This window comes from Streptomyces phaeoluteigriseus, assembly GCF_001896135.2.
GTDB lineage: Bacteria > Actinomycetota > Actinomycetes > Streptomycetales > Streptomycetaceae > Streptomyces > Streptomyces phaeoluteigriseus.
In genome coordinates this window covers 810027-828023 of sequence record NZ_MPOH02000015.1, presented here as the reverse complement: position 1 = coordinate 828023, position 17997 = coordinate 810027, and the positions used below count along the sequence as shown (strand labels likewise).

General features: G+C 71.0%; 12 protein-coding genes and 3 pseudogenes. All 15 read left to right on the top strand.

The features are described 5' to 3' along the window. Positions 1–14: 14 nt before the first annotated feature. Positions 15–656: a TIGR03086 family metal-binding protein gene (locus BM536_RS21680; protein ID WP_094103360.1), complete on the top strand. Its 642-nt coding sequence runs from the start codon at positions 15–17 to the stop codon at positions 654–656. Between the two features lie 498 nt (positions 657–1154). Then, complete coding sequence (locus tag BM536_RS21675; protein ID WP_094103359.1) at positions 1155–1904, top strand: MBL fold metallo-hydrolase; 750 nt, start codon at positions 1155–1157, stop codon at positions 1902–1904. Positions 1905–2049: 145 nt separating this feature from the next. Then, positions 2050–2706: a GntR family transcriptional regulator gene (locus BM536_RS21670; RefSeq protein ID WP_094103358.1), complete on the top strand. Its 657-nt coding sequence runs from the start codon at positions 2050–2052 to the stop codon at positions 2704–2706. After that, entirely contained in the window at positions 2703–3614 is a 912-nt protein-coding gene (locus tag BM536_RS21665) for a dihydrodipicolinate synthase family protein (protein WP_073497618.1), read from the top strand. Before BM536_RS21670 ends, BM536_RS21665 begins: the two co-directional genes overlap by 4 nt. Beyond that, positions 3611–5347, top strand: coding sequence for an L-arabinonate dehydratase (gene araD, locus BM536_RS21660; RefSeq protein ID WP_073497617.1), 1737 nt, complete (start codon positions 3611–3613; stop codon positions 5345–5347). Before BM536_RS21665 ends, araD begins: the two co-directional genes overlap by 4 nt. Positions 5348–5507: 160 nt before the next feature. Continuing rightward, positions 5508–6443: a carbohydrate ABC transporter permease gene (locus tag BM536_RS21655; protein ID WP_073497615.1), complete on the top strand. Its 936-nt coding sequence runs from the start codon at positions 5508–5510 to the stop codon at positions 6441–6443. Continuing rightward, a complete protein-coding gene (locus BM536_RS21650) occupies positions 6440–7342 on the top strand; it encodes a carbohydrate ABC transporter permease (RefSeq protein WP_073497613.1) in 903 nt (300 codons plus the stop codon). Before BM536_RS21655 ends, BM536_RS21650 begins: the two co-directional genes overlap by 4 nt. Before the next feature lie 20 nt (positions 7343–7362). Continuing rightward, complete coding sequence (locus BM536_RS21645; RefSeq protein ID WP_245873685.1) at positions 7363–8619, top strand: pectate lyase family protein; 1257 nt, start codon at positions 7363–7365, stop codon at positions 8617–8619. A gap of 14 nt (positions 8620–8633) precedes the next feature. Beyond that, positions 8634–9811 (top strand): annotated as a pseudogene (locus BM536_RS21640) (Gfo/Idh/MocA family protein). Beyond that, positions 9811–10662, top strand: a complete 852-nt coding sequence (locus tag BM536_RS21635; RefSeq protein ID WP_073497609.1) for a DUF6807 domain-containing protein — start codon at positions 9811–9813, stop codon at positions 10660–10662. The pseudogene BM536_RS21640 and the gene BM536_RS21635 overlap by 1 nt, the downstream one beginning before the upstream one ends. A 56-nt stretch (positions 10663–10718) precedes the next feature. Continuing rightward, positions 10719–12262 (top strand): annotated as a pseudogene (locus BM536_RS44015) (glycoside hydrolase family 43 protein). Between the two features lie 33 nt (positions 12263–12295). Next, a complete protein-coding gene (locus tag BM536_RS21625; protein ID WP_094103357.1) occupies positions 12296–14275 on the top strand; it encodes a pectinesterase family protein in 1980 nt (659 codons plus the stop codon). 68 nt (positions 14276–14343) lie between these two features. Further along, positions 14344–15684: an ABC transporter substrate-binding protein gene (locus BM536_RS21620; protein ID WP_094103356.1), complete on the top strand. Its 1341-nt coding sequence runs from the start codon at positions 14344–14346 to the stop codon at positions 15682–15684. Between the two features lie 147 nt (positions 15685–15831). After that, entirely contained in the window at positions 15832–16626 is a 795-nt protein-coding gene (locus tag BM536_RS21615; protein ID WP_073497607.1) for a rhamnogalacturonan acetylesterase, read from the top strand. A 43-nt stretch (positions 16627–16669) separates the two neighbouring features. After that, positions 16670–17975: pseudogene (locus BM536_RS21610) on the top strand (pectate lyase family protein); the annotation flags it as partial. Between the last annotated feature and the right edge of the window lie 22 nt (positions 17976–17997).

Below are 17997 nucleotides of genomic sequence, written 5' to 3'. Positions count from 1 at the left end.
CGGAGGAGCGGCAGATGACCGACACCGACACCCACACCGACACCGACACCCACACCGACACCGACACGGCGATCCTCGATTTCGGACCCCAGACGCGGATCGTGGCCCGGCTCGTGGCGGGCGTGCGGGACGAGCAGCTCGGGGACGCGACCCCCTGCCCCGCGTACGCGGTCCGCAACCTGCTGGGCCACCTCACGGGTCTCACCGTCGCCTTCCGTGACGCCGCCCGCAAGGATCTCGGTCCGACCACCGACACCCCGCCGGACACCGCCGTGCCCGACATCGCCCCCGGCTGGCGCGAGGAACTGCCCCACGTCCTCGACGAACTCGCCGAGGCCTGGCGCGACCCCGCCGCCTGGACCGGCACGACCCGTGCCGGCGGGGTCGACCTGCCCGGCGAGGTCGCCGCCGCCGTGACCATCGACGAACTGGTCGTCCACGGCTGGGACCTCGCCCGCGCCACCGGCCAGGAGTACGTCCCCGACCCGCCCGCGCTCCGGGCGTGCCACGCCTTCGTCCTGGAGGTCGCCGAGGACCCGACGGGCGGCGGAGGCATCTTCGGCCCCGTGGTACCGGTCTCACCGGACGCCCCGCTCCTGGACCGCGTGATCGGCCTGAGCGGGCGCGACCCGGGCTGGACTCGCGCAGGGGTGTGACCTCGGGCGGTCGGCCGGGTTGGGGGGTGGCAGTGACCTGTGTCGATGCCGGTGCCGGTTCCGGTGAGCGGGGGAGCGCGGCCGGGCGGGGGGCGGCCCGCGGTGGTGCCGTTCGGGCTGGTTGGACGGCACCCGGGCGGGTGCCGTTCGGGCTGTATGGACACGGCACCCGCGCGGGCGCCGTTCGGGCTGGACGGCGGCGGTCGGGCGGTCCGCGCGGGCGGCGTCCGCGCCGTGCGGTCCGGGCGGGACGGTGTGAGCGGGAGCCGACGGGTCGGGACGCAGTCACCCGGTGGGCTCCGGGCCGGCCCCGGTGACCCGGTGTGGCCCCCCTGACCCGGGCCGCCCAGCACCCGCTCCGCCGCCCGGCGTGGCCCCAGGCGGGCTCACGCCCCGGAGCCCACCGTGACCCGTACGCCGTGGCCGCTCCCGCGCGGGCGACCGTGGCCGGACGTGACCCTGGCGCGTTCCGCCCGTGTGGCTCGTACTCTCCCGACCATGCCTCTCCATCTCACCGTCCTCGGTACCGCCTCTCCGCACCCCGGGCCGGGGCGGCCCTGTTCCGGCTATCTCGTGCGGGGCGGGGGTGCCGAGGTATGGGTGGACGCGGGACCGGGTACCTTCGCGGAGTTGCAGCGGCACACGGATCCGCGTCGGCTCACCGCGATCTGGATCTCCCATCTGCACGCCGATCACAGCGCCGATCTCCTCGCCGCCGCCTACGCGTTCGCCTACGGCGGCATGACCCCGCCGGCCCCGATCCCGGTGTACGCGCCCCGCGACTGCGCCGGGCGCCTGGCGGGCTTCCTCGGGCGGCGGGACGTACGGTTCCTGGACGGAATCCTCGAGTTCAGGCCGCTGTACGACGGTCACACCGTCCGCCACCGGGACCTCCGGCTCACCTCCCGCTCGGTGGTCCACGACACCGAGGCGTACGGGCTGCGCGCCGAGTGCCAGGGCAGCGTCCTCGCCTACTCGGGGGACAGCGGACTGTGCGACGCGCTCACCGAACTCGCGGTGGGCGCGGACCTGTTCCTGTGCGAGGCCGACCTCGACGCGCATCGCGAAGGCGAACAGCGCGTGCACCTCACGCCGGAGGACGCGGGCGCCTGCGCGAAGGGCGCGCGGGAACTGCTCATCACCCACGTGGGGCCCACCCTCACCCGGGAGGCCGCGGCCGGCCGCGCCGCCCTGGTCTTCGGCGGGCGGACCGCCGCCGCGCACGAGGGCGACACCTTCTCCCTCTGAGGGGCCGGGAAAAAGCAACCTCGACTTCCTTTGTCAGAAGCATTGACGAAACACGGGGCCCCTCCTACCTTCAAGCCGTCGTACTTCGTACGTCATATATGAGACGCGATACGCGAGATCAGATACGCGACACCGAGAGGCGCGCATGACCTCTGTGCCCACGCCGATCCCCTCCCGCACGCAGTACGTGCTGGAGGAGATCAAACGCCGCATCCTCACCGGGCGGCTGACGCCAGGTCAGGCGCTGGTCGAGACCGAACTGGCCGCGCAGTTCGGGGTCTCCAAGACCCCGGTGCGCGAGGCGCTCAAGACCCTGGCCGGCACCGGACTGGTCGTCATGAGCCAGTACAAGGGCGTCACGGTGCGCATGGTGGACGCGGACATGGCGCGCGAGGTCTACGACGTGCGACTGCTCCTCGAACCCGAGGCGCTGAAGCGGGCCGTGAAGCGCGGCGCCTCCCTGGACGCCGCCCGCGCGGCGCTCACCATGGCCGACGGGGCGACCGACACCGCCGAACGCTCCCTGGCCAACCGGGAGTTCCACCGCGCCCTGTACCTGCCGTGCGGCAATCCGCTGCTCGGCCGGATGCTCGACGAGGTCCGCGACCAGGCCGCCCTGGTCTCGGCCGTCGCCTGGGCCGCCTCGCCCTCGTGGGAACGGGAGGCGGGGGAGCACCGCGAGATCCTGCGGCTCGCCCTGGACGGCGACGCCGACGGCGCGGCCCGCGCCCTGCACGCCCACATCGCGTCGTTCGTACGGAGAGCGTTCCCCGACGCCCGGACAGAGGAAGGTCAGGAATGAGCAGCGTGGCGTTCGAGACCCAGCGTGCGGCCCTGGCCGACGTCGTGGCCATCCCGGTGACCCCGTTCGCCGAGGACGGCTCCGTCGACCAGGACGCCCACCGGGCCCTGCTGCGCCGTCTGCTCGACGGCGGGATCAGGACCCTCACCCCCAACGGCAACACCGGCGAGTTCTACGCCCTCACCCCCGAGGAGCGTCGCCTGGTGACCGAGCTGACGATCGAGGAGGCCCGGGACCGGGCGGCGATCCTGGTCGGCGTCGGGCACGACGTGCCCACCGCGGTCGCCTCCGCCCGTCACGCCCGTGAGCTGGGAGCCGGGATGGTGATGGTCCACCAGCCCGTCCACCCCTACGTCTCGCAGAGCGGCTGGGTCGACTACCACCGGGCCATCGCCGAGTCGGTGCCCGAGCTGGGCGTCGTCCCGTACATCCGCAACGCGCAGCTCGCCGGTGCCCGCCTCGCCGAACTCGCCGACGTCTGCCCGAACGTGATCGGCGTGAAGTACGCCGTCCCGGACGCCGCCCGCTTCGCCGCGTTCGCCCGCGACGCGGGGCTCGAACGGTTCGTCTGGGTGGCCGGACTCGCCGAGCCGTACGCCCCCTCCTACTTCTCCGCGGGCGCCACCGGCTTCACCTCGGGGCTGGTGAACGTCGCCCCGGCCGTCTCGCTGAACATGGTCGAGGCGCTGCGCTCCGGCGACTACCCGGCCGCGATGAAGGTCTGGGAGCAGATCCGCCGCTTCGAGGAGCTGCGCGCGGCCAACGGCTCCGCCAACAACGTCACGGTCGTCAAGGAGGCCCTCGCCTCCCTCGGACTGTGCCGCCGCGAGGTCCGCCCGCCGAGCCGGCCGCTGCCCGAGGCGGACCGGGCCGAGGTCGCCGAGATCGCCGCGGGGTGGTCCATATGACCGAGCCCGTCCGCAGGCGCCCCGAGGACCTGCGGAGCCACCAGTGGTACGGCACGGAGGGACTGCGTTCCTTCAGCCACCGCGCCCGCACCCGCCAGCTCGGCTATCTGCCCGAGGAGCACCTCGGCAAGCCGGTCGTCGCGATCCTCAACACCTGGTCGGACATCAACCCCTGTCATGTGCATCTGCGCGACCGGGCGCAGGCGGTCAAGCGGGGCGTGTGGCAGGCGGGCGGTTTCCCGCTGGAGTTCCCGGTCTCCACGTTGAGCGAGACCTTCCAGAAGCCGACCCCGATGCTCTACCGCAACCTGCTGGCGATGGAGACCGAGGAACTGCTGCGGTCGTACCCGGTGGACGGCGCCGTCCTGATGGGCGGCTGCGACAAGACGACGCCCGCCCTCCTCATGGGCGCCGCCAGCGCCGACCTGCCGACGGTCTTCGTGCCGGCCGGCCCGATGCTGCCGGGCCACTGGCGCGACGAGGTCCTCGGCTCCGGCACCGACATGTGGAAGTACTGGGACGACAAGCGGGCCGGCCTGATCGGTGACTGCGAGATGGCCGAGCTGGAGAACGGCCTCGCGCGTTCGCCCGGCCACTGCATGACGATGGGTACGGCGTCCACCCTGACGGCGGCCGCCGAGGCGCTCGGCGTCACCGTCCCGGGGGCCTCCAGCATCCCGGCCGTGGACTCGGGGCACGACCGGATGGCGGCGAAGGCCGGCATGACGATCGTCGACCTCGTCCACCGGGACCGCAGGCTGTCGAGCATCCTGACCCGTGACGCCTTCGAGGACGCGGTGACGACCGTCCTTGGCCTCGGCGGCTCCACCAACGCCGTGATCCATCTGATCGCCATGGCGGGCAGGTCGGGAGTCAAGCTCACGCTGGACGACTTCGACCGCATCGCCCGTACGGTCCCGGTGCTCGCCAACGTACGGCCGGGCGGACAGACGTACCTGATGGAGGATTTCCACTTCGCCGGCGGTCTGCCCGGGTTCCTCTCCCGCATCACCGACCTGCTCCACCTGGAGCGGCCGACCGTGTCGTACGACACGATGCGCGAGCAGCTCGACGGGGCACAGGTGCACAACGACGACGTCATCCGGCCGCGGGACAACCCGGTCGCCGACGAGGGCGGGGTCGCCGTCCTGCGCGGCAACCTGTGCCCGGACGGCGCGGTGATCAAGCACATCTCCGCCGAGCCGCACCTGCTCAAGCACACCGGCCCCGCCGTCGTCTTCGACGACTACCGGACCATGCAGCGGACCATCGACGACCCGGACCTCGGCATCACCGCCGACACCGTGCTGGTCCTGCGCAACGCCGGCCCCAAGGGCGGTCCGGGCATGCCCGAGTACGGCATGCTGCCCATCCCCGACCGTCTGCTCAGGCAGGGCGTGCGGGACATGGTCCGGATCTCCGACGCCCGGATGAGCGGCACGAGTTACGGCACGTGCGTGCTGCACGTGGCACCCGAGTCGTACGTCGGCGGGCCCCTCGCCCTGGTCCGCACGGGTGACTCCATCACCCTCGACGTCGAGGCCCGCTCCCTCCAACTCGACGTGGATGAAGAGGAGTTGGAGCGGCGCAGGGCGGAGTGGACGCCACCGCCCACCAGGTACGAGCGAGGCTACGGCGCGCTCTACAACGAACAGATCACGCAGGCCGACACCGGCTGCGACTTCGAGTTCCTGGCCCGTCCGGGCACGGTGCGGGACCCGTACGCGGGCTGACCCGCACAGCGGAACCACCCCGTGGACCCCTGTCCATCGAGTAAGCGCTTCCTGTACGACCCGAGCACCAGCCGAGTACCACGCAAGCCCCACCGCGCACCGCGCACCGCACCACGCACCGCACGACGTACGACGACGTACCCAGAAACGGAGAACAGTCGTGGCCCAAGCCGTAGCCGTGGCGAAACCGCCCGCGCCACCCCGGCGGCGCCGTGCCTCCGCCACGCCGCGCAGACTGCCGTACCTGCTGATCGCGCCGGCCGCCCTGCTCATGCTGGGCTTCATCGCCTATCCGGTCATCAGCGTCTTCTACTACAGCCTTCAGAACTACAACCCCACGAAACCGTGGCGCAACGGCTACGCGGGCTTCGACAACTTCGTCCACGCCTTCACCGACGACCCGATCTTCTGGGACACGCTGACCTTCAGCGCCAAGTGGGTGTTCGTCGAGGTCGGCCTCCAGCTCATGTTCGGACTGGCGCTGGCGCTCATCGTCAACCAAACCTTCGTGGGCCGCTCGCTCGGCCGCGCGCTGGTCTTCTCACCCTGGGCCGTCTCCGGCGTGCTGACCTCCGCGATCTGGGTGCTGCTCTACAACTCCCAGACGGGCATCACCCGTTACCTCGCGGACATGGGCATCGGCACCTACGGCACCAGTTGGCTGTCGGACACCTCGACGGTGTTCCCGGCCGCGATCGTCGCCGACCTGTGGCGCGGTGTCCCCTTCTTCGCGATCCTCATCCTCGCCGACCTCCAGTCCGTCTCGAAGGACCTCTACGAGGCGGCCGAGGTCGACGGAGCCAGCAGGTTCAAGCAGTTCTGGCACATCACGCTGCCCCACCTGAAGGACGCGATCGTCCTGTCCACGCTGCTGCGCGCGGTGTGGGAGTTCAACAACGTCGACCTGCTCTACACGCTGACCGGTGGCGGACCCGCGGGTGAGACCACGACGTTGCCCCTCTACATCGCCAACACCTCCGTCGACGCCCACAACTTCGGCTACGCGTCCGCCCTGACCACCGTCGCGTTCGTGATCCTGCTCTTCTGCTCGATGGTCTACCTGCGGCTGAGCAAGTTCGGAAGTGAGTCCAAGTGATCACCAAGGAGGCCACCGAGGTGGCGCCCACGCCCGTGAGCGTCCCCACCGCATCCGAGCACCGCCCCCGCGGCGGGAGGAACCGTGCCTGGGACGAGGCCCCGCGCTGGCAGATCTATCTGCCACTGTCGATCTACCTCGTCTTCACGCTGATCCCCTTCTACTGGATCCTGCTGTTCGCGCTGCGTCCGGCAGGCTCCACCTCGCTCGTGCCCTGGCCGATGACCTTCGACCACTTCGAGAAGGTCTGGACGGACCGCAGCTTCGGCACCTACTTCGAGAACAGCCTGCTCGTCGGCGTCGCCACCCTGCTGATGACGACCCTCGTCGCGCTGGCCGGCGGCTACGCCCTGGCCCGCTTCGACTTCAAGGTCAAGCGCGCCTTCATGCTGGCCCTGCTCTGCTCCCAGTTCGTGCCGGGCGCGCTGCTCCTGGTCCCGCTGTTCGAGATCTTCGCCGAACTCCAGATGATCAACTCGCTGACCAGCGTCATCATCGCCGAGACGGTGTTCCAGCTGCCGCTGTCGATGATCCTGATCAGCAACTTCATCAAGAACGTGCCGTACTCCCTGGAGGAGGCGGCCTGGGTCGACGGCTGCAACCGTCTCACGGCGTTCCGCATCGTCGTGCTGCCGCTGCTGCGGCCCGGCCTGATCGCCGTCGGTTCCTTCGCCTTCGTGCACTCCTGGAACCACTTCCTGTTCGCGCTGATGTTCCTCAACAACCAGAGCAAGCAGACGATCCCGGTCGGCCTCAACACCCTGATGAGCGCGGACAGCGTCGACCTCGGCGCGCTCGCCGCCGGCGGCATCATCGCCGCCGTCCCGGTGGTGCTCGTGTTCGCCTTCATCCAGAAGTGGCTGATCACCGGCTTCAGCGCGGGGGCGGTGAAGGGATGAGGTTCCGTCACATCGCCGTGATGGCAGGCGTGTTGGGTCTGCTCTGTGTCCCCGCGCACGCGGAGGTCCGGGACATCGCCCGCGACACCCTGCCCGCGGGCGACGGCTGGGCGTCGTACGGCGCCGGCACCACCGGAGGCGCGGCCGCCGACGACGACCACGTCCACACCGTCACCGACCGGGCCGGCCTGGTCCGGGCGCTGGACAACGGCAGTGACACCCCGAAGATCATCCGGATCGCCGGGACCGTCGACGCCAACACCGACGACGACGGCGACCACCTGGACTGCGCCGACTACACGACCGGCGGCTACTCCCTGAAGAAGTACCTGGCCGCCTACGACCCCCGCACCTGGGGTTCCGCCAGGCCGAGCGGCCCGCAGGAAGAGGCCCGCCAGGCGTCGGCGGCCCGGCAGGCCGAGCGGGTCGTGCTGTCGGTCGGCTCCAACACCACCATCGTCGGACTCCCGGGCGCGGTGCTGAAGGGCGCCGGCCTCCAGGTCAGGAACGCGCAGAACGTCATCGTCCGCAACCTCGACCTGCGCGACGCCTACGACTGCTTCCCCGTCTGGCAGCCCAACACCGGAGGCCTCGGCGACTGGAAGACGGCGTACGACAACATCTGGCTGACCGGCGCGCGGCACGTGTGGATCGACCATGTCACCGCCTCCGACAAGGGCCATCCCGACGAGGCCGAACCCACCTACTTCGCCCGCAACTACCTGCGCCACGACGGCCTGCTGGACATCACCAACGGCTCCGACCTGGTGACCGTGTCCTGGAGCCGGTTCACCGGGCACGACAAGGCCGTCCTCATCGGCAACGGCGACACCGTCGCCGGCGACCGCGGCAGGCTGCGGGTCACCCTGCACCACAACGCGTTCGAGTCGATCGCCCAGCGCGCGCCCCGCGTCCGCTTCGGGCAGGTGCACCTCTACAACAACCGCTACGAGGTCACCGACGGCCACCGGTACTCCATCGGCGTGTCGACCGAGTCCGGCATCCACGCCGAGAACAACGCCTTCCACACCCCCGGCCACATCGAGGTCGCCGACCTGGTCAAGAGCTGGAACGGCACCGCCCTGCACCAGAGCGGCACCCTCTTCAACGGCTACCCCGTCGACCTGCTCACGATCCACAACGCCTACAACGGCGGCGGCGAACGCGACCTCACGGCGGACGTCGGCTGGACACCTACCCTGCACACAGAGATCGACAGCGCCGCGGTGGCCGACCGCGAGGTGGCACGCGGCGCGGGCGCAGGGAGGATCCCATGAACACCCCCGAACCGATGAGCACGCCGGAACCGGCGGGTGCGGGCGTCCCGGTCGTCCTGGCCGGTGCGCGCGGCCACGGCCGCTGGCACCTGGACAACATCCGTCGGCTCCAGGACAAGGGCATCGTCCGGCTCGCGGGCATCTGCGAGCTGACCCCGCTCACCCCGGACGAGATTCCGCAGGGCCTCGGCGCGCCCGAGCAGTCCGCCGACTTCGGCGCGCTGCTGGACGCGACCGGCGCGCGGATCGCCGTGGTCTGCACCCCGATCCCCACCCACACCGACCTGGCGCTGACCGCGGCCCGCAAGGGTGTGCACCTGCTGCTGGAGAAGCCACCGGCGCCGTCGTACGCGGAGTTCCGCAGGATGGCCGACGGGGTCGCCGAGGCGGGCGTGGCCTGCCAGATCGGCTTCCAGTCGCTGGGCTCGCACGCCCTGCCCGCGGTCCGCGAGATGATCGGCGACGGGGCGATCGGGGAGATCTCCGGGGTCGGCGGGGCCGGCGCCTGGGCCCGCCCGGAGGCCTACTTCCGGCGCGCGCCGTGGGCGGGGAAACGGCGGATGAACGGCGTCGACGTGATCGACGGCGCCCTCACCAACCCGCTCGCGCACGCCGTCGCCACCGCCCTGGCACTGGCCGGCGTCACCCGCGCCGAGGACGTCACCGGCATCGAGACCGAGCTGGCGCACGCCAACGCCATCGAGTCCGACGACACCTCCTGCGTCCGGATCACCACCGCCGCCGGACGTCCGGTCGTCGTCGCCGCGACCCTGTGCGCCGAGGACCCCGACGACCCCTACGTCGTCGTCCACGGCAGCCAGGGGAGGATCACCTTCTGGTACAAGCAGGACCGCGTCCTGCTCCAGCGCGGCGGCCACGGCCCCGAGGAGTTCGAGTACGGCCGCACCGACCTGCTGGAGAACCTCGTCGACCACCTCACCGACGGCACCGACCTGCTGGTCCCGCCGGCCGCGACCGAGGCGTTCATGCGGGTCGTCGAGGCGTCCGGGTCGCCCCCGACCCGCTCGAACTGCCCGACGACGCCTGGCACCGGCTCCCCGGTGAGGACCGCCGGGTCGTCCCCGGCGTCGACGGGCTGGTCGCGGCCGCCGCCGACACCCTCGCCCTCTTCTCCGAACTGGGCGCCGCCTGGGCGTCCCCGACCGCGCATCCGAAAGAGGTGAGCACCTGATGGCACAGGCACCCGACGCACCCGTCGTGCTGCGTGTCGCCGGCCGCCCGGTCGGCCGCTACCTCACCCGGCCCGAGCTGCCCGCCCGGCTCTCCCCGCGCCCCTTTCTGCACCCCGTCACCACCCTGGCCGGCACGGCGGTCACCGAACTGAGCCCCGCCGACCACACCCACCACCTCGGCGTCGGTGTCGCCGTTCCCGACGTCGAGGGACACAACTTCTGGGGCGGCCGTACCTACGTCCGCGACCGGGGTCCGACCGAACTCGACAACCACGGCATCCAGCGGCACGTCGGCTTCCAGCTGTGCGACTCCGACGGGTTCGTGGAGGAACTGCGCTGGGTGGCCGCCGGAACCGAGCTGCTGCGCGAGCGCCGTACGGTCGCCGCCACCGAACTCACCCACGCCGCCTGGGCGCTGGACTTCACCTTCTCCCTCACCAACGGCACCGCGGACCCGGTGACCATCGGCAGCCCGGCGACCAACGGACGCCCCGGCGCGGCCTACGGCGGCTTCTTCTGGCGCGCCCGCAAGGAGGACCGGGCTCCGGACGTCTTCACCGCCGACGCCGAGGGCGAGGCCGAAGTGCACGGCGGGCGTGCCGACTGGCTCGCCCTGACCGGCACCGACTGGAGCCTGGTGTTCGCGGGCGCCACCGATGCCACCCGCCGGGACCCCTGGTTCGTGCGCACCGGCGAGTACCCGGGCGTCGGCTCCTCGCTCGCCTCCGCCGAGCGGCTCACGATCGCGCCGGGCGCCACCGCCGTCCGCCGTGTCGTCACCGTCGTCGCCGACGGCCGCCTCGGCCGCGACGAAGCGGCCACCCTCGTCCGGAAGGCGGTCACCCAGTGACGGACGAAGCAGCGACGGACGAGACGGTGACGGACGAGGCAGCGACGGACGAGACGGTGACTGGCGAGACGTATGCGAACCCGGTCCTCGACGCCGACTGGTCCGACCCGGACGTGGTGCGCGTCGGTGACGACTTCTACCTCACCGCCTCCAGCTTCGGCCGCGCCCCCGGCCTGCCGCTGCTGCACTCGCGGGACCTGGTCAACTGGACCCTGGTCGGGCACGCCCTGGAACGCCTCGAACCGGCGGCCGAGTTCAGGTCCCCGCGTCATGACTGCGGGGTGTGGGCGCCCGCGCTGCGCCACCACGACGACCGCTTCTGGATCTTCTGGGGCGACCCGGACCAGGGCATCTTCCAGGTCAACGCCCCCGAGATCAGAGGTCCTTGGACCCGGCCGCACCTGGTCAAGCAGGGCAAGGGCCTGATCGACCCCTGCCCCCTGTGGGACGAGGAGACCGGCGAGGCCTACCTGGTGCACGCCTGGGCGAAGTCCCGCTCCGGCGTCAAGAACCGCCTCACCGGCCACCGGATGCACCCCGACGGCACCTCGCTCCTCGACGAGGGCAAGCTGATCGTCGACGGGGACCGCATCCCCGGCTGGTTCACCCTCGAGGGCCCCAAGCTGTACCGGCACGACGGCTGGTTCTGGATTTTCGCCCGGCCGGGGGAGTGGACACCGGCTGGCAGGGCGCCTTCCGCGCCCGGGACTTCTTCGGCCCCTACGAGGAGCGGATCGTCCTGGAGCAGAAGGACACCGAGGTCAACGGCCCCCACCAGGGCGGCTGGGTGCGCACCCCGTCCGGCGAGGACTGGTTCCTGCACTTCCAGCAGCGCGGCGCCTACGGCAGGGTCGTGCACCTCCAGCCCATGCGGTGGGGCAGCGACAGCTGGCCGGTGATCGGTGACGAGGGCGCCCCCGTCGCCGTACACCGCAGGCCGGACCTGCCGCCGCAGTCGGCCGCCGCGCCCGCCACCGACGACGACTTCCCCGGCGGACGCTTCGGCAGGCAGTGGCAGTGGACGGCCAACCCTCCCCCACTCTCGGCTTCGCTCGAGCGGGGGGACCCCCATGACGTCTGGGCCACCCAGCACTCCGGCGACGGCCTGCGCCTGTCCTGCGTCCGTACGGCCGACGCGCACGACCTGCGCAGACTGCCCCACGTGCTCACCCAGCGGCTGCCCGGCACCCCGTCGGCCGTCGAAGTGGAGCTGGAGCTGCACGGCGAGGAGCCCGGCGCACGGGCCGGACTCGCGGTGCTGGGAGACGCCTTCTCCTGGATCGGGCTGCAACGCGGCACCGACGGCACGGTCCACCTCGTGCACCGCTTCGCCGAGGCGGTCGCCGAGCGGGAACGGGACGCGGCCCACCCCCCGGCCCGCCCCGCACGGAAAGGTCCGCCTGCGCATCGAGATCGGCGCCGGCGCCCGCTGCCGCTTCACCTACGACGTCGGCGACGGCCCGCACCCCTCGGGCCCCGTCTTCACCGCCACCCCGTGGCGTGGGTCGGCGCCCTGCTCGGCCTGTTCGCCCTCGCACCCGACGGACCGGGACAGGCCGGGGCGGCCACGTTCACGCACTTCCGGATCAGCAACCTCTAACCCACCGCAGTCGTAAGCCTGTTGGGAGCCGCAATGACGCACTTCCATAGCAAGCGCTTGTCGAGACCCGGCGTCGTTCTCGCCGCCGTGGCCGGACTGGTCGCCGCGCTGGGCCTCGGCACGGTCGGCGAGGCGCACTCCGCGCCGGCCACGGCCACCGTCGTCGCGCCGCGCTGGTCCGACCGGGCCCACGGATTCGCCTCCCTGGCCGGAGGCACCACCGGCGGGGCCGGCGGCAAGGTCGTCACCGTCACCGACCACGCCTCCCTCGCCGCGTACGCCGCGGCCGAGGAGCCGTACGTCATCCGGATCGCCGGGTCGGTCGCGGTCGAGCCGTTCGGCGCGGAGATCGCCGTCGCCTCCGACAAGACGCTGATCGGCGTCGGTGACACGGGGGAGATCGTGCACGGGGAACTGCACCTGGCCCCCGGCACCCACAACGTGATCATCCGCAACCTGACGATCCGCGACTCGGCCGTCGAGGGCGACTGGGACTGCAAGGGCACCGACTTCGACGGCATCCAGATGGACACCGTCCACCACGTCTGGGTGGACCACAACCGCTTCTCGAACATCTGCGACGGGCAGCTCGACGTCCGCAAGGACAGCGAGTACATCACCGTCTCCTACAACCGGTTCGAGAACAACAACAAGACGTTCGGGCTGGGCTGGACCACCGACGTCAGGACGCAGATCACCGTCGACCACAACCTGTTCGCCAACACCAAACAGCGCAACCCCTCCGTCGACAACGCGGCCTACGCCCACCTCTACAACAACCACCTGACGGCCCAGGCCGATCCCGGCGACCCGGTGTGGACCTACGGGAACTGGTCACGCGGCCGGACGAAGATGGTCATCGAGAACAGCTACTACCGGGACGTCCAGCACCCCTACCAGGCCGACACCACCGCCGAGCTGGTGCAGCGCGGGTCGATCCTGAGGAACACCACGGGCCGGCACGACGAGTGGGGTGCCGCCTTCGAGCCGCGGGACTTCTACACGTACCGGCTGGACCCGGCGGCGGCCGTGCCCGCGCTGGTCGCCAGGTACTCCGGACCGCAGAAGCGGATCGGCAGCGCGGTGACGCTCCAGGTGCCGGGTGACTACCCGACCGTCCAGGCGGCCGTCGACGCCGTGCCGCAGGGCAACTCCGTCCCGGTCACCGTCGCCGTCGCGCCGGGCGTCCACCGGGAGAAGGTGTTCATCCCGGCGGGCAAGCCGAAGATCTCGTTGCAGGGGACTGGACAGGACCGTTCCGACACCGTCATCGTCTACGACACGCCTGCGGCGTACGGGGGTTCGACGGGCAGCGCCACGGTCCGGATCGCGGCCGACGACGTCACCGTCCGCCACCTCACCCTCAGCAACGACTTCGACGAGGCCGCCCACGAGCTGAACGCCGAGCAGGCGCTGGCGGTGAAGACGACCGGCGACCGGATCGTCTTCGAGGACACGGCCTTCCTGGGCAACCAGGACACGCTGATGACCGACAGCCCCAGGCTGGACGTGATCAGCCGGGTCTACGTCCGCGACTCCTTCATCGAGGGCGACGTCGACTTCGTCTACGGACGGGCGACGACCGTCGTCGAGCGGTCCGTGATCCGGGCGCTCAGCCGTGGGTCCGACAGCAACAACGGCTACATCACGGCCGCCTCCACGTGGACGGGCAACCCGTACGGGTTCCTGATCACCCGGTGCAGGATCGTGAGCGACGCGCCGGCCGGGACCTTCCACCTCGGACGGCCCTGGCACCCGGGCGGTGAACCCGCCGCGGTCGCCCAGGTGCTGATCCGCGACACCGAGCTGCCCGCCGCGGTCAAGGCCGCCCCGTGGACCGACATGAGCGGCTTCTCGTGGCGGGACGCGCGGTTCGCCGAGTACCGCAACCACGGCCCCGGCGCGGCCGTGACCGCGGACCGGCCGCAGATGACCGACGCCGAGGCACGGACCCACACCGTCGCCGACTACCTCAGGGGCACCGACGACTGGGCTCCCCACGCCCGCCGCTGACCCCGCGCGCCCCCCACGTACCCGCACAGCCCGTTGGATCCAGAAGACAAGAAGAAGAGAGCCGACCAATGAAGATCAGCATCCACAGAAGCAGGCGCGCCGCGACGGCCGTCGCCCTGGGGGCCGCGCTCGCCCTGACCGTCACCGCCTGCGGTGACGACGGCAGCGGCGCCGGCGGGGACAAGGGAGCCGACGGCAGCGGCAAGGGCAAGATCCTCTTCTGGGACAACAACGGCGGTGTCCGCACCGACATCTGGAAGGAGATCATCGCCGACTTCGAGAAGGCCAACCCGGACATCGACGTCGAGTACGTCGGCATCGCCTCCACCGAGTACGGGTCGAAGGTCGACACCGCCATCCAGGGCGGCGGCCTGCCGGACGTGGGCGGGATCGGGGCGTCGATGGCGGCCGGCATCGCGGCCCAGGACGCTCTCGAGCCGCTGGACGACCGCCTCGCCAAGTCCTCCCTCAACGGCAAGCTCAACGAGGCCATGGTCGAGTCGCTGAAGGCCGCCGGCGGCGGTGACGCGCTCTACTCGATCCCGACCTCCGCCAACAACGGTGTCCTGTACTACCGCACCGACCTGTTCAAGGCCGCGGGCCTGGCCGAGCCGACCACCTGGGACGCGTTCTACACGGCGGCGGAGAAGCTGACGAACGTCGGCAAGAACCAGTTCGGGTACACCATCCGTGGCGGCGCCGGATCCATCGCCCAGGCGCTGGACGCGATGTACGGGCAGAGCGGGATCACCTCGTTCTGGGACGGCGACAAGACCACGGTCAACGACCCGAAGAACGTCGAGGCGCTGGAGAAGTACGCGGCCCTCTACAAGAAGGTCACCCCGGCCGCCGACCTCAACAACGACTTCACCAAGATGGTCGCCCAGTGGGACTCGGGCACCATCGGCATGCTGAACCACAACCTGGGCTCGTACCAGGACCACGTGAAGGCGTTCGGCGCCGACAAGTTCCGGGGCATTCCGCAGCCGATCGGCTCCTCCGGCAAGCGGGTCCAGGTGTCCAACCCGGTCGACGGCCTCGGCCTGTTCAAGAGCTCGAAGAACAAGGAAGCCGCCTGGAAGTTCATCGAGTTCGCCACCTCGCACGCGGAGAACTCGAAGTTCAACGAGTCGGCCGGCCAGGTGCCGTCGAACACCGCGGCGGCGAAGGACCCGTGGATCGCCCAGGCGGAGCCGACCAAGCTGGCCGCGCAGGCGCTGTCCGACGGGTCCACGACGATCGTGCAGCTGCCGTACTACCTGCCGGACTGGGGCACCATCTCCAAGTCCGACAACGAGCCCAACTTCCAGAAGGTCCTGCTGGGCAAGCTCAGCGCCAAGGACTTCCTGGACACCCTCGCCGACCAGCTGAACACGGCGCAGGCGGAGTGGAAGGAACAGAAGGGCTAGGACTTCGGTCCGGATCGTGGGCGGCCGGCCGCGGGTTCACCGTGGCCGGCCGCCGCCCCGGCGGCGGAGCCGCACCTGAGTACCGCCCCGCGCCCCTCGTCAGGCGCGGTGTCCCTCCTGTTGAACGCTGTTGAAAGGTGCACCCCCGTGTCCCTCACCCGCAGACAGGTCACCACCGCGGCCTTCGCCGCCCTCCCGCTCGGGGCCGTGGCCACCGGCACCGCCCAGGCATCGCAGCGCCCCCGCACCCTCTACCTCGCCGGTGACTCCACCGCCGCCCGGAAGTTCGCCGACGCCGCGCCCGAGACCGGCTGGGGGATGGCGTTGCCGTTCTTCCTGCACAAGGACCGGCCCGTCGCCAATCACGCCGTGAACGGCCGGAGTTCCAAGAGCTTCGTCGACGAGGGGCGCCTCGACGTGATCCTCGCGTCGATCCGGCCGGGGGACTTCCTCCTGATCCAGTTCGCGCACAACGACGAGAAGACCACCGACCCGGCCCGCTACACCGAGCCCTGGACGACGTACCAGGACCACCTGCGGCTGTACGTCGACGGCGCCCGTTCCCGCGGGGCGCGGCCCGTGCTGGCGACCCCCGTGGAGCGCCGTCGGTTCGACGCGGGCGGCAACGCCCTTCCCACCCACGGCGACTACCCGGCGGCGATGCGTGCGCTCGCCGCCGAGGAGGGCGTCGCGCTGCTCGACCTCCAGGCGCTGTCGCTGGAACTGTGGCAGAAGCTCGGGGTAGAGGAGACCAAGAAGTACTTCAACTGGACCGGCACCGAGCAGGACAACACGCACTTCAATCCGCCGGGCGCGATCGCGCTGGGCCGGCTCGTCGCCGCCGAGCTGCTGCGCTGCCGGGTGCTGTCGGCGCGGGACGTGCGACGGCTCGACGCGGAGATCCCGCCGTCCTGGATCACCTGGCCCCCGGCCACCGCATAACCCCTTCTCCTCCTTTTCTCCTTCCCAGAAAGAGAGCCGCACAGTGAACGCACAGAGATGGCATGGGCATGCCACAAAATCGGCCGTCGTGGTCGGCTGCACCGCGCTGGCCATGACGGTCACCGGCACCACCGCCCAGGCGCACTCCCCCCGTGACGTCGCCCGGCAGACCCTGCCGGCCAACGACGGCTGGGCCGCGTACGGCACCGGCACCACCGGCGGTGCCGCCGCCGACGCCGAGCACGTGTACACCGTCACCACCTGGGCGGAGTTCAGGTCCGCCCTGGAGGCCGGCGGCAGCGCACCGAAGATCATCAAGGTCAGGGGCACGATCGACGCCGTCTCCGAGGGATGCGAGGCCTTCGCCGCGCCCGGCTACGACTTCGACGCCTACCTCGCCGCGTACGCGCCGGAGGTCTGGGGTCTCGACACCGACCTGAGCGCCGAGCCCGCCGACAGCCCCGAGGGCCTGCGGCGCACCTCCGCCGCCAACCAGGACAAGGCGATCAAGGTCAGCGTCCCGGCCAACACCACCATCATCGGTGTGGGCAGGAACGCGGGCATCAAGGGCGCCAGCCTCCAGATCAGGGCCGTCGACAACGTGATCATCCGCAACATCGCCTTCGAGAGCCCCATCGACTGCTTCCCGCAGTGGGACCCCACCGACGGCTCGAAGGGCAACTGGAACTCCGAGTACGACACCGCCGTCGTCTACGGGTCCACGCACGTGTGGCTGGACCACAACACGTTCACCGACGGCTCCCACCCCGACAGCGCCGCGCCGACCTACTTCGGCATGCTCTACCAGCAGCACGACGGCGAACTCGACATCGTCCGCGGCTCGAACTACGTCACCGCCTCCTGGAACGTCTTCACCGAGCACGACAAGACGATCCTCATCGGCAACAGCGACAGCGAGTCCACCGCCGTGGGCGACCGGGGCAAACTGAAGGTCACCTTCCACCACAACCTGTTCTCCAAGCTGGTGGAGCGCGCGCCCCGGGTCCGGTTCGGTCAGGTCGACTCCTACAACAACCACTTCGTCGCCGACGCCTCCTACTCGTACAGCTTCGGCATCGGCAAGGAGTCCCAGCTCGTCGCCCAGCACAACGCGTTCACGCTGCCCGCCGGCGTCAGCGCGGCGAAGGCCCTGAAGAAGTGGAGCGAGGCGCCGGTCACCGCCGACGGCAACCACGTCAACGGCAAGCCCGTCGACCTGATCGCCGTGCACAACGCGGAGATCCCCGCCGAGACCCTCCAGTCCGGCGCGGCTGGACGCCCACCCTGCGTACCAGGTCGACCCCGCGAAGGCCGTCCCCGGCATCGTCACCGGCCGGGCCGGCGCCGGCGAAAGTCTGCTGCCCAAGGAGC

Bases quoted from the DNA above. Each gene is read 5' to 3' on its own strand.
- BM536_RS21680 (WP_094103360.1), top strand. From the start codon at position 15: ATGACCGACACCGACACCCACACCGACACCGACACCCACACCGACACC.
- BM536_RS21675 (WP_094103359.1), top strand. From the start codon at position 1,155: ATGCCTCTCCATCTCACCGTCCTCGGTACCGCCTCTCCGCACCCCGGG.
- BM536_RS21670 (WP_094103358.1), top strand. From the start codon at position 2,050: ATGACCTCTGTGCCCACGCCGATCCCCTCCCGCACGCAGTACGTGCTG.
- BM536_RS21665 (WP_073497618.1), top strand. From the start codon at position 2,703: ATGAGCAGCGTGGCGTTCGAGACCCAGCGTGCGGCCCTGGCCGACGTC.
- araD (WP_073497617.1), top strand. From the start codon at position 3,611: ATGACCGAGCCCGTCCGCAGGCGCCCCGAGGACCTGCGGAGCCACCAG.
- BM536_RS21645 (WP_245873685.1), top strand. From the start codon at position 7,363: ATGGCAGGCGTGTTGGGTCTGCTCTGTGTCCCCGCGCACGCGGAGGTC.
- BM536_RS21635 (WP_073497609.1), top strand. From the start codon at position 9,811: ATGGCACAGGCACCCGACGCACCCGTCGTGCTGCGTGTCGCCGGCCGC.
- BM536_RS21625 (WP_094103357.1), top strand. From the start codon at position 12,296: ATGACGCACTTCCATAGCAAGCGCTTGTCGAGACCCGGCGTCGTTCTC.
- BM536_RS21620 (WP_094103356.1), top strand. From the start codon at position 14,344: ATGAAGATCAGCATCCACAGAAGCAGGCGCGCCGCGACGGCCGTCGCC.